This window comes from Streptomyces sp. NBC_01465 (assembly GCF_036227325.1).
Lineage (GTDB): Bacteria > Actinomycetota > Actinomycetes > Streptomycetales > Streptomycetaceae > Streptomyces.
The window spans coordinates 7,690,113-7,702,669 of the sequence record NZ_CP109467.1 but is presented as its reverse complement, the minus strand read 5'-3'; the positions used below and the strand labels follow the sequence as shown (position 1 = coordinate 7,702,669).

Below are 12,557 nucleotides of genomic sequence, written 5' to 3'. Positions count from 1 at the left end.
ACTCTTGTGCGGTCAGACCCGTTCACTTAATGTCGCAGCAACATCGAAGCGCTTCGACATACAGCGCTCCACCTCTGACACAGGAGCCGACCGGCGGGTGTCCCGCCATGTGTCCTGGTGTGCCATGAAGGGTTACGCAATGACGCCGAACACCCCCTCTGCCCCCAGCCGGAGAACCTTCCTCTCCTCCACCGCGGTCGCCGCGTTCGCCGTGGCCGGCGGAATGCCGCTGCTGGCGGCCTGCGGCAGCAGCAACACGGGCAGCAAGGACGGCACCACCACCGGGAAGAACGCACAGAAGATCCTCCCGGCCTATGTGGCGCGGAACGTCGTGACCCCCGACATCCCGTCCAAGAACGGCTCATCGGCCGGCTTCACCCAGGCGATAGCCACCGCCCAGCTCAAGGCCTCGGTCGAGACCAAGCTGGGCAAGGGCAGCAAGATCACGGTCATGTCGCCGTTCTGGGGCACGCCGCCGGCCCAGAACAACCCCTACTACGCGGCGATGAACGACGCCATCGGCGTCCAGACGACCTGGAAGAACCAGGACGGCAACACCTACGACCAGAAGCTGGGCGCGGTGCTCGCCTCCAGCGACGTCCCGGACCTGGTCGTCGTCCCGGGCTGGAACCTCGGCGGCAAGATCCCCACCGCCATCAACGCCAAGTTCGCCGACCTCGGCCCGTACCTCTCCGGCGACAAGGTCAAGGACTACCCGAACCTTGCGGCCATCCCCACCGACGCCTGGCAACGCTCCATCTTCGGCGGCAAGCTGCGGGGCATCCCGATGCCCGCCTCGTACGTCACGAACATCGCGCCGTTCTACCGCAAGGACACCTTCGAGGCGAAGGGGTGGCAGGTCCCCAAGAGCGCGGACGAGTTCTTCTCGCTCGCCAAGGAGATCACCAGCGCCAAGGCCAAAGTGTGGGCCTGCGACGACATGACGTGGACAGCGTGGAACATGTTCGGCGTCCTCAACGGCGGTGACAAGGCGCTGGGCTGGCACCTGATCGACGGCAAGATGACCAACCGTATCGAGACCGCCGAGTACCTCGAAGCCCTGGAGTGGACCCGCAAGCTGTTCTCGGCCGGCGTCGTCCACCCGGACGCCAAGGCGCAGAACCAGGGCGATGCCAGCGTCCGGTTCACCGACGGCGAAGTCCTGATCTACAACGGCGACCTGTCGGGCTGGTACGGAAAGACCGCCGAACAGATCGCGAAGCACCCGTCGTTCTCGATGGGGGCGATGGACATCCCCGGACATGCCGGCGGCAATCCGAAGCTGTGGGCGACCAACCCGGCGGGCATCTGGGCCTTCGTCAACAAGAGCGCCTCCGAACAGGTCGTCAAGGACATCCTGGCGATCGCCAACTTCTGCTCCGCGCCGTACGGCACCAAGGAGCGGATGCTCGCCGACTACGGCGTCGAGGGCACCGACTACAAGATGACCGACGGACGTCCGGTCAAGACCGACCAGGGCAACATCGAGGTCAACGGGGCCTGGGGCTACGTCGGCGCGCCCTCCGCCTACGTCGCCCACCCCGATCTGCCCGACGTCACCAAAGACATGATCGAGTGGCAGCAGCGCATGGGCACCTTCACCACCAAGTCCTCCTTCTACGGCCTGACGATCATCGAGCCGAGCCGCTGGACGAACCTGATGAACGACTTCGAGCAGCTGGAGAAGGACATCGTCCGCGGCCGCAAGAAGGTCAGCGACATGCAGCAGGCCGTCTCGGAGTGGAAGTCCAAGGGCGGCGACCAGCTCCGCGACTGGTACAAGAAGCTGCTCGACGACAACGGCTCGTCCGCCGGCTGACCAACCGACGCCTGATGACTCCCGGGGCCGGACGCGCGCCCAAGCCGTCCGGCCCGGGGCCACGCACCGAGGAGTAGACCGTGGCGCACCACACGGCGGCGGACACCCCCAGTTTGTCGCCGCCCCGCAATGACGTGACCGACGAGTCGCCCGCCCCGTCGAGGACGCGCGCCAAGACGGTGCCTTCCGCGAAGATCCCACTGCGGAGGCGCTTCAGACGCGACCGCACGCTGATCCTGATGACCGTGCCCGCGCTGCTCCTCGTACTGGTCTTCAACTACATACCGATCCTGGGCAACATCACCGCGTTCCAGGACTACGACCCGTACGTCTCCACCAACGGCATCACGGCGATGGCCCACAGCCCGTGGGTGGGGTTCGAGCAGTTCCAACGGGTCTTCGAGGACCCGAAGTTCTGGGACGCGGTCCAGAACACCTTCGTGTTGTTCTTCCTGCAGCTCGTCCTCTTCTTTCCGCTGCCCATCGCACTCGCGCTCCTCATCAACAGCGTGATCAGGCCCCGGGTGCGGGCTTTCGCACAGGCGGTTCTGTATCTGCCGCACTTCTTCTCATGGATCCTGGTCGTCGCCGTCTTCCAGCAGATCTTCGGCGGTGCCGGCGTCATCGCGCAGACACTGCGCGAGCACGGTCATGAGGGCTTCGACCTGATGACCGACCCGGGGATCTTCAAATTCCTGGTGACAGCGGAAGGCATCTGGAAGGACGCGGGCTGGGGAATCATCGTCTTCCTCGCAGCGCTCGCGGCGGTCAACACCGATCTGTACGAGGCCGCGGCGATGGACGGCGCGAACCGCTGGCGCCGTATGTGGCACATCACGCTGCCCGCGCTGCGCCCGGTGATCGCCCTGCTGCTCGTGCTGCGGGTCGGCGACGCGCTCACCGTCGGATTCGAGCAACTGCTGCTCCAGCGGGACGCGGTGGGGCCCGGTGCCGCCGAGGTCCTGGACACCTTCGTGTGGTGGACCGGTATCCGTAACCAGGACTTCAGTTACGCCGCCGCCGCCGGCCTCATCAAGGGGGTCGTCGGCATCGTGCTCGTCCTCACCGCGAACAAGATCGCCCATCTCATGGGCGAGCAGGGGGTGTACAAGAAGTGACCGCCGTCATGGACAAGCCCGGCACCTCACGGCCCTCGCGCTGGTCGGCGCCGCCCCGGCCCCCGTGGGAAGAGACGCCTGGCAGGGCGGGGCTCACGGTGAAGGGCGCCGCGCTCGGGCTCGCCTGCCTCGCCGTGCTGTTCCCGCTGTGGATCGTGGTCGTCACCAGCGTCTCCTCGAAGGAGGCGATCTCCGATGCGGGCGGTCTGGTGATCGTCCCGAGAGACTTCACGCTCATCGCGTACAAGGAGCTGCTCAGCGGTGGCCAGGTCACGCGGGCCGCGGTCATCAGCGTCCTGGTTACGCTGGTCGGCACCCTGTTCTCGATGACCGTGTCGATCCTGTGCGCCTACGGCCTTTCGCGTCCAGGCTCACTCGGCCACCGGCTCATCCTGATGGTGCTCATGGCGACGATGTTCTTCGGCGCCGGGATGATCCCCACCTATCTGCTGGTGCAGACGCTGGGCCTCACGGACAGCTATCTCGCGCTGATCCTGCCGAGCGCGATCAACATCTTCAACGTCCTGGTCCTGCGCGGATTCTTCATGGGCATCTCATCGGAACTCATCGACAGTGCGCGCATCGACGGGGCGGGGGATGTCCGCATCCTCTGGCAGATCGTGATGCCACTGTCCCGTGCGGTGATCGCGGTCATCACGCTCTTCTACGCGGTCGGGTACTGGAGCGCCTGGTTCAACGCCTCGATCTACCTCAGCGACCAGAACATGATGCCGCTGCAGAACGTGCTGATCCAGCTCGTGCAGAAGCAGGAGATCCCGCTCGGACTCGGCCAGGTGGTCAAGGCAGGATCTCTGTCGCGGGTGTCCGTCCAGATGGCCGTCATGGTGCTGGCGCTGCTGCCCGTCGCAGTCCTCTCCCCCTTCGTCCAGAAGCACTTCAAGAAGGGCATGCTCACCGGCGCCGTGAAGGGCTGACCCGCTCCGCCCCGCCCCGCTCCGCCACCTTCGTATGCCTCCCCGCATACGGCTTCCCGCTCCACCGTGCCCGGTCGCGTTCACAGCCTCCGCCGGGCACGGTGGCCCGCAGTCCCGCCCCCCATGTCCCCCACCGGAAGGTGATCGCCATGTACGGACCTCTCCGCAGCCCCAGCCGCCGCACGGTGCTCGCCGGCGCCGGAGTCGCGGCGGCCGCTGTCGTGCTGCCTCCGGCGTCAACCGCCGCTGCCGCAGGGGCCGTTGCGGACACGTCGGTCCAGGCGCACCGCTGGCGCACCGCCTCCATCGGCGGGACCGGCTTCGTCACCGGAGTCCTCTTCCACCCCCGCGTCAAGGGGCTCGCCTATGCCAGGACCGACATCGGGGGTGCGTACCGCTGGGAGAGAACCACCTCCCGGTGGGTGCCGCTTCTCGACCACATCGGCTGGGACGACTGGAACCTGACCGGCGTCGAGGCGATGGCCGTCGACGCGGCCCACCCCGACCGGCTCTTCCTCGCGCTGGGCACCTACTCCCAGCCCTCGGCGGGCACAGGGGCCGTGCTCCGCTCGGAGGACCGGGGCGCAACCTGGGCCCGCACCGATCTGAACGTCAGGCTCGGCGCCAACGAGGACGGGCGCGGCACCGGGGAGCGGCTGCTGGTGGACCCGCGGGACAGCGACACCCTGTGGCTCGGCACCCGGCACGACGGACTCCTGAAGTCCACTGACCGGGGCTCCACTTGGGCCGCCGCCGACTTCCCCGCCACCCCGTCCGCGTCCGGCCAGGGCATCACCTTCCTCGCCGCCGCCGAGCGCGTGCTGTACGCCGGGTGGGGCGACGGCGGTGACGCCGGCCTGTACCAGTACACCGGTGGCCGCTGGCAGACGGTGGCGGGGCAGCCGTCGGGCGACGCGGCGAAGATTCCCGTACGCAGCGCCTACGACATCGGGGCCCGGGACCTGTATGTCACCTACGCGAACACTCCCGGCCCCAACAACCAGACCACCGGCTCCGTCCACCGCCTGAACACCGTCACCGGCGCCTGGACCGAGGTGACCCCGGTGCCTCCGGGCGGCACGACGGCGGACGGATCCGCGGACACCTTCGGCTACGGCGGTGTGGCCGTGGACGCCCGCCGCCCCGGCACCGTGGTCGTCTCGACCAACAACCGCTGGGCGGACGTCGACACGCTCTTCCGCTCCACCGACCGGGGCCGCACCTGGGTCTCCCTCAAGGACTCCGCGGTTCTCGACGTCACGGAGACGCCGTATCTCAACTGGGGTGAGAAGGCGAAGTTCGGCTGGTGGATCCAGACCGTCGGCATCGATCCGTACGACTCGCGCCACATCGTGTACGGAACGGGGGCGACCCTGTTCTCGACCTGCGACCTCGTCCACTGGGCGCCGCAGATCCGCGGACTGGAGGAGAGCGCGGTCACCTTCCTTCTCTCCCCGCCCACCGGCAAGGCCCATCTCCTCAGCGGTCTCGGCGACATCGGCGTGATGTACCACGACTCGCTCACCTCCTCCCCCTCGCTCGGCATGGCCACCAACCCCGTGTTCGGCTCCGCCACCGGCCTCGCCCAGGCAGCCCTGAAGCCCTCGTACACGGTCCGCACCGGGTGGTCGTCCGGAAAGAACGGCGCGTCGTCCACCGACGGCGGCCGCACCTGGACCCCCTTTGCCGCGCAGCCCGAGATCGCGTCCGCCGCGCCGGGGCCGATCGCGGTCGGTGCCGACGGGGCCACCCTGCTCTGGTCGTTCGTCCACTGGGACGGCACCAAATACCCCGCCCACCGCTCCACCGACGGCGGCGCCACCTGGACCGAGGTCTCCTCCTTCCCCAAGGGCGGGGTCCCTGTCGCCGACCCCGCCGATCCCACCCGTTTCTATGTCTACGACACCGACACAGGAACCGTATCCGCCAGCACTGACAGTGGCGCCTCCTTCACCGCCCGGGCCACCGGACTCCCCTCCGGTGACAGCCAGTTCCGTATCGCCGCGGCTCCAGGACGCTCCGGCGACCTCTGGCTCTCGGCGAAGTCGAACGGCCTCTACCGCTCGCGGGACGGCGGCGTCACCTTCACGAAGGTCTCCAGTGCCTCGGCCTCGTATGCCCTCGGGTTCGGCAAGGCCGCCCCGGGCGCCCGGTACCCCGCCCTCTATCTCGTCGGGTCCACCGAGACCATCACTGCCGTGTACCGCTCCGACGACGAGGGCGCGCGCTGGACCCGTATCAACGACGACGCCCACCAGTGGGGCTGGACCGGAGCAGCCGTCACCGGCGACCCCCGCATCCACGGCCGCGTCTATCTGTCCACCAACGGCCGCGGCATCCAGTACGCCGACCCCGAGTGAGAGCCACCATGACCAACCTCTCCGACGCCACCGGACGCCAGATCCTCTTCGGCGGCGACTACAACCCCGAACAGTGGCCCGAAGAGGTCTGGGCCGAGGACGTACGCCTCATGAAGGAGGCGGGCGTCAACTCCGTGACGCTCGGCGTCTTCTCCTGGGCGAAGCTCGAACCGCGCCCCGGTGCCCGGGAGTTCGGCTGGCTCGACCGGCTGATGGACCTCATGCACGCCCACTCCATCGGCGTCGTCCTGGCCACCCCGACCGCGTCCCCGCCGCCGTGGATGGGCCACCTCCACCCGGAGACGCTCCCGCGCGACGAGCACGGCGAAACCGTCTGGTACGGCTCGCGCCAGCAGTTCTGCCCGTCCTCTCCCGTCTACCGCCGGTACGCCGCCGCACTCACCGAGGACCTCGCCGCGCGCTACGGCGACCACCCGGCCCTGCGCATGTGGCACATCAACAACGAGTACTGCACGCACTGCTGGTGCGACGAGACGGCAGCCCACTTCCGCCGCTGGCTCACCGCCAAGTACACGGACCTCGACACCCTCAACGAGGCCTGGGGCACGGCCTTCTGGAGCCAGCGCTACGACGACTGGGCCGAGATCATCCCGCCCCGCCGCGCCCAGTACATGAAGAACCCGGGCCAGGTCCTGGACTTCAAGCGCTTCACCTCCGACGCGCTCCTGGAGTGTTACGTCGCCGAGCGCGACATCGTCGCCCGGCACACGCCGCACGTCCCTGTGACCACCAACTTCATGCCGTTCTGGACGGGCCAGGACGCCTGGAAGTGGGCGGAGCACGAGGACGTCGTCTCCGTCGACATCTATCCGGACCCCGCCGACCCGTGGGGCGGCCAGTACAACGCCATGATCGGCGACATGACCCGCTCGCAGGCGCGCGGTCCGTGGATGCTGATGGAGCAGGCGGCAGGGCCGGTCAACTGGCGGGGCGTCAACCACCCCAAGCCGCGCGGTCTCAACCGCCTCTGGTCGCTGCAGTCGGTGGCCCGGGGCGCCGACGCGATCTGCTACTTCCAGTGGCGCCAGTCCCGTCAGGGCGCGGAGAAGTTCCACTCCGGGATGCTGAGCCACGCGGGCGAGCAGGGGCGCACGTACCAGGAGGTCAAGCAGCTCGGCGCGGAACTGACGGCCCTCTCCGAGTCGGCGTCCGGCACGTCGACGCCCGCCGAGGTCGCGATCCTGCACGACTGGGAGTCCTGGTGGGCCGACCAGCAGGACGGCCGGATCTCCTCCGAGGTCGACCATCCGCAGGTCGTACGCGCCTGGCACCGGGCGCTCTGGGAGGGGGGCCGCACCACCGATTTCGCCCACCCCACCCATGACTTGAGTGCGTACAAGCTGGTCGTGATCCCCCACCTCTACCTCCTCACCGACGCGGCGATCGACAACCTCCTTGCCTACGTACGCGGCGGAGGCATGCTGGTCAGCGGCTTCCACACCGGCGCCGCCGACGAGGACGACCGGATCAGGGCGGGCGGCATGGACGCCCGGCTGCGCGCACTCTTCGGCATCACCACGCTCCAGGAGTGGTGGCCGCTGGACCCGGGCGCCACGGTCGACTGCGACGGCTTCCGGGCCACGCTCTGGTCGGAGGAGCTGACCGCGTCCGAGGAGGCCGAGACCGTCGCCTCGTACAAGGGCGGCGAGCTCGACGGGCTGCCCGCGGTCCTGCGCAACGGCCGTGCCTGGTACGTCTCCACGCTCCCCGAGCCCGACGCGCTCCGCACCCTCCTCGCACTGATCGCCGACGAGGCGGGGGCGGCTCCCGTACTGCCCGGTGCGCCGACCGCGGTGGAGGCCGTACGCCGCGGAGACCTGCTCTTCCTCCTGCACCACGGCCGGGACACGGTCACCGTGCCGGTCCCCGGCCGCCACCACGACCTGCTCACCGGCGCGACCGTGGACGGCGCCGTCGACCTGGGCCGGTTCGGCGTGGCCGTGCTGCGGGAGGTCTCTCCGTGACCTGGGGGACCTGGGAGCCGGAGCCCGCCGCGCGCTGGGAGGACGCCTTCCTCAGCGGCAACGGGATCCATGGCGCGATGGTCTACGGCGACCCGGCCGACGACCGGGTGATCGTCAACCACCACACACTGGTGCGTCCCAACGGCAGCGAGTCCGTGCGGCCCCCGCGCCTGGCCGACCAACTGGAGCGCCTCCAGGACGCGTTGCTCGCCGGTGACACGTCGGCCGCCGAACGCTTCGGTGCGGGACAGGCCTTCCACTGGGTGCAGCCCTTCCACCCGGCCTTCCAGACCCGGATCCGCCGCGAGGTACCGCTCGCGCCCGGGTATCGCCGTGAGGTCGACTTCACGACGGGGGTGGTGAGCGCGTCCGGCGAGGGCCACCAGAGCCAGGTCTTCGTCTCGCGCGCCGACGACGTGATCGTCCAGTACGTCGCCGGGCCCGCCCTCACCGCCGACATCGCTCTGGACCACCGCCTGCCCGGCGCCCCCGCCCGGCTGGGCGTCGGCCGCTCGGCCGCCCTCGCCCCGGACGGCGCGCACCTGACGCTGCGCATCGGATACCCGGGCAGCGACCGCGCGTACACGGGCGTGACCGTGGCCCTGGCGGACGGCGGGTCCACGGTCTTCGCCGGCGAGGGCATCCGTGTCGAGGGCGCGCGCGGCCTGCTTCTGCTGACCCGGGTGCGACGCCACACCGGCGATCTCGACACGGCTGCGGAGGCCGCGTCGCTGCGCGCGCTGCTGTCGCCCTCCGGACGTGACAGCTTCGCGCGGCTCCTTGACCGCCACACCACACTGCACCGGGCCGCCTTCGCCCGCACCACCCTCACCCTCCAGGCGGACGACGCCGAACGCGCCCTGCCCGGCTCCGAGTTGATCCTCCGCCCCAAGAGCCCCGCCCTCCTGGAGCGCCTCTTCGCGGCCGGCCGCTACCACCTCCTGTCGTCGAGCGGGATGCTGCCGCCGCGCCTGACCGGGCTGTGGACGGGCGACTGGGACACCGCCTGGTCCGGGGCGTTCACCACCAACGCCAACCTCAACCTCCAGACCGCTTCGGCCGCCGCCTGCGCCCTGCCCGAGGTCACCGACGCCCACTCCGCCCTGATCCAGGGCCAGTTGGACGACTGGCGCGACAACGCCCGCGCGCTCTTCGGTGCGCGCGGCATCGTCGCCCCGTCCCACACCGACGGCGAGTCCGGGCACACCAAGCACTTCCAGCGCGCCTACCCGCTCCACCTCTGGACCGCGGGCGCCGACTGGCTCCTCGCACCGCTGGTCGAACAGGCCGAGACGACGGGCACCACCGACCCCGCACTCATCACCGCGCTCACCGAAGTCGCCTTGTTCTACGAGGACTTCCTCACCCGGACCGGGCCCGAAGGACGCATCGCGATCGTCCCCTCCTACTCCCCGGAGAACCGCCCCGCCAACGCGAGCTGGGGCACGCTCAACGCCACCATGGACATCGCGGCGGCCCACCACGCGCTGACCACCGCCGCCGCCCACTCCCCCGGCCACCCGTCCGCCGACACCTGGCGCGCCCTGGCCGCCCGGCTCCCCGACTACCTGGTCAACGAGGACGGGGCGCTCGCCGAATGGTCCTGGCCGGGTCTTGCGGAATCGTACGACCACCGCCATCTCAGCCACCTCTACCCGGTCTGGCCGCTGACCACGATCAATCCGTACGACACCCCGGAACTCGCCGCCGCCGCCCACCGCGCCCTGGAGCTGCGCGGCTCGGAGAACGACTCGGCGCACGGCCACCTCCACCACGCCCTGATCGCGGCGCGCCTGCGCGACGGCGAGCGGGCCGCCGGTGCACTGGGCGCGGTCCTCGCCGGGGACTTCTTCCACGCCTCCCTGATGAGCTCCCACTACCCGGACCGCAATGTCTACAACGCGGACGCCGCACACGCCCTGCCCGCCGCGCTCGCCGAGATGCTCGTGCAGTCCACACCCGGCCGCCTGGTGCTGCTGCCCGCACTCCCGGCCGCGTACGGAAGCGGCGAACTGCACGGCGTCCGGACCCGGTTCGGCGCCTCGCTCGATCTGAGCTGGGCCGAGGGGCGCGCCACCGCCGTACTGCATCCCACGCGCACCGCGGACGTCGAACTGCGCCTGGGCGAGGGCCTGGCCCTCACCGAATCCTCCGCCGGCACCCCCCGACTGCAGCTGGAAGCCGGCGTGGACCGCGTCCTCACCCTGAGGCCGCGGTAGCACTTCCCCCCACCATGGAAGGGACACCCATGGCACATCAGAAGCTCGCCAGAATCATGCTCGCCCCCACGGCGGCACTCCTCACCGTGATCGGCTTCGCCGCGTCCCCCGCCCAGGCCGCCGTCTGGTCCTCCTCCGACCAGTGGGGCAACTACACCACCTCGGACGGCTACACGGTCTACAACAACATCTGGGGATCGGGAGCCGGTTCGCAGACCGTCTGGGCCAACTCCGCCAGCAACTGGGGCGTCTGGGCCGACCACCCCGCGACCGGCGGCATCAAGTCCTACCCGGACGCGAAGAAGGTGATCAACAAGTCGATCTCCTCGCTCTCCTCGCTGAAGAGCAGCTACAACGTCACGGTCCCGTCGTCCGGCGCGTACAACACGTCGTACGACATCTGGGACAGCGGGCACGCCAACGAGATCATGCTCTGGGTCAACTACAACGGCGCGGTCGGCCCGCTCGGCACCTCGGTCGGCAACGTCACGCTCGGCGCCCACACCTGGACCGTGTACGTCGGATCGAACGGCGCCAACAACGTCTACTCGTTCCTGCGCACCTCGGACTCCTCGTCGGGCACGGTCGACATCCTCGCGGTCCTCAAGTGGATGAAGGACACGAAGGGTTACATCGGGAACGCGACGATCGGCGACGTCCAGTTCGGCTACGAGATCACCTCGTCGGCGGGCGGCCTGAACTTCAACACCAACAGCTTCAACGTCACCAGCAGCTGAGCCAGCGCGAGGGGGCCGGTCCCGCAGTACACCGGGACCGGCCCCTCCGCAGTGTGACCTAGGCTCTGCCGCATGGGACAGCTGATTCCGTTCGTACTGGTGACCGTCGGCCTCGTCGCGGTCGTGGGCTGTTTCGCCTGGCTGGCAACCCACGTCCGACGCCGTGGCACGGCCGGAGCGGGCATCGCCGCGGCCCTGGCCTCGTACGAGGAAGCCTTCCGGGTCACGGCCCACGAGTCCCACCACGAGATCCGTGCACAGGCCGAACGCAAAGCGCCGGTCGATTCGCCCGACGGCCCAGGCAAGCGGGGCCGCTGGTCCGGCCTGCTGCGCTTCCGGCGCTGACCGCCGCCTCAGCCCGTGGCGGGTGCGGGGCCCGAGCTGGCGCGGACCGTGAGTTCCGGCTTGAGGAGTTCGGCCTCCTCCGCCCCCCGGCCCTCCAGTTTGGCGACGACCTTCTCCACCGCCCTGCGGCCCATCTCCTGCGCGGGGATCGCGACGGAGGTGACCCGTACCGAGGCCTGGACGGCGACCTGTTCGGGGCAGACCGCGACGACCGAGACGTCCTCGGGGACGGCGCGGCCCTGCTGGCGGAGCAGGTTGAGCAGGGGCTCCACGGCCGACTCGTTCTGTACGACGAAACCGGTGGTGCCGGGGCGCTCGTCGAAGATCCGGGCCAGGGTGGCGGCCATCGCGGCGAACCCGCCCTCGCAGGGCCGGTGCAGGACCCGTATGCCGAGCTCACCCGCCCGCTTCCGTACGCCCTCCATCGTCCGCTCGGCGAACCCGGTGTGGCGCTCGTACACGGCGGCCGCCTCGCCGATCACGGCGATCTCGCGGTGCCCGAGCCCGGCCAGATGCTCCACGCACAGGGCCCCGGTGGCCGCGAAGTCGAGGTCCACGCAGGTGAATCCGGCCGGATCGGCGGGCAGTCCGATGAGGACGGCCGGGGTCTCGGACTCGCGCAGCAGCGGCAGCCGTTCGTCGTCGAGCTGGACGTCCATCAGGATCATGGCGTCGGCGAGCGCGCTGCCCGCGATCCTGCGCACCGCCTCCGGGCCCTCCTCGCCGGTCAGCAGGAGGACGTCATATCCGTGCGTACGGGCCGTGGTGGCGACGGCGATCGCGATCTCCATCATCACGGGGACGTACATGTCTGTGCGGAGTGGCACCATCAGCGCGATGATGTTCGAGCGGCTGCTGGCCAGGGCGCGGGCGCCCGCGTTGGGGTGGTAACCGAGCTCCTTGATACTGAGTTCGACGCGTTCGCGGGTGGAGGCGGAGATGGTCCGCTTTCCGCTGAGGACGTAGCTCACCGTGCTGGCCGAGACTCCGGCGTGCTTGGCGACCTCCGCTAGGGTGACCATTCAGCTCTCCAAGACAG

Annotated in this window: 9 protein-coding genes; 8 read left to right on the top strand and 1 reads right to left on the bottom strand. The window is 69.7% G+C overall.

Annotated elements, in window-relative coordinates:
- Window positions 1–139 precede the first annotated feature (139 nt).
- The 8 genes from OG707_RS35865 (at window position 140) to OG707_RS35830 (ending at window position 11,518) form a co-directional block, all read left to right on the top strand.
- Complete coding sequence (locus OG707_RS35865) at window positions 140–1,819, top strand: Tat pathway signal sequence domain protein (RefSeq protein ID WP_329125928.1); 1,680 nt, start codon at window positions 140–142, stop codon at window positions 1,817–1,819.
- 80 nt (window positions 1,820–1,899) lie between these two features.
- Window positions 1,900–2,937, top strand: coding sequence for an ABC transporter permease (locus OG707_RS35860; protein ID WP_443071437.1), 1,038 nt, complete (start codon window positions 1,900–1,902; stop codon window positions 2,935–2,937).
- Window positions 2,934–3,872: a carbohydrate ABC transporter permease gene (locus tag OG707_RS35855; protein ID WP_329125926.1), complete on the top strand. Its 939-nt coding sequence runs from the start codon at window positions 2,934–2,936 to the stop codon at window positions 3,870–3,872. The genes OG707_RS35860 and OG707_RS35855 overlap by 4 nt, the downstream gene beginning before the upstream one ends.
- Window positions 3,873–4,021: 149 nt before the next feature.
- On the top strand, window positions 4,022–6,232 hold the full coding sequence (locus OG707_RS35850) for a 1,4-beta-glucanase (RefSeq protein WP_329125924.1): 2,211 nt from the start codon (window positions 4,022–4,024) through the stop codon (window positions 6,230–6,232).
- An 8-nt stretch (window positions 6,233–6,240) separates the two neighbouring features.
- Window positions 6,241–8,217 carry a beta-galactosidase gene (locus OG707_RS35845; protein WP_329125922.1) on the top strand — a complete coding sequence of 659 codons (1,977 nt, stop codon included), beginning with the start codon at window positions 6,241–6,243 and terminating at the stop codon, window positions 8,215–8,217.
- Complete coding sequence (locus OG707_RS35840) at window positions 8,214–10,436, top strand: glycosyl hydrolase family 95 catalytic domain-containing protein (RefSeq protein WP_329125920.1); 2,223 nt, start codon at window positions 8,214–8,216, stop codon at window positions 10,434–10,436. The genes OG707_RS35845 and OG707_RS35840 overlap by 4 nt, the downstream gene beginning before the upstream one ends.
- Window positions 10,437–10,465: 29 nt before the next feature.
- On the top strand, window positions 10,466–11,173 hold the full coding sequence (locus OG707_RS35835; RefSeq protein ID WP_329125918.1) for a GH12 family glycosyl hydrolase domain-containing protein: 708 nt from the start codon (window positions 10,466–10,468) through the stop codon (window positions 11,171–11,173).
- Window positions 11,174–11,245: 72 nt separating this feature from the next.
- On the top strand, window positions 11,246–11,518 hold the full coding sequence (locus OG707_RS35830; protein ID WP_329125916.1) for a hypothetical protein: 273 nt from the start codon (window positions 11,246–11,248) through the stop codon (window positions 11,516–11,518).
- A gap of 8 nt (window positions 11,519–11,526) precedes the next feature.
- Here the strand turns inward: OG707_RS35830 and OG707_RS35825 are convergent, their stop codons facing one another.
- On the bottom strand, window positions 11,527–12,540 hold the full coding sequence (locus OG707_RS35825) for a LacI family DNA-binding transcriptional regulator (protein ID WP_329125914.1): 1,014 nt from the start codon (window positions 12,538–12,540) through the stop codon (window positions 11,527–11,529).
- Window positions 12,541–12,557: the final 17 nt, after the last annotated feature.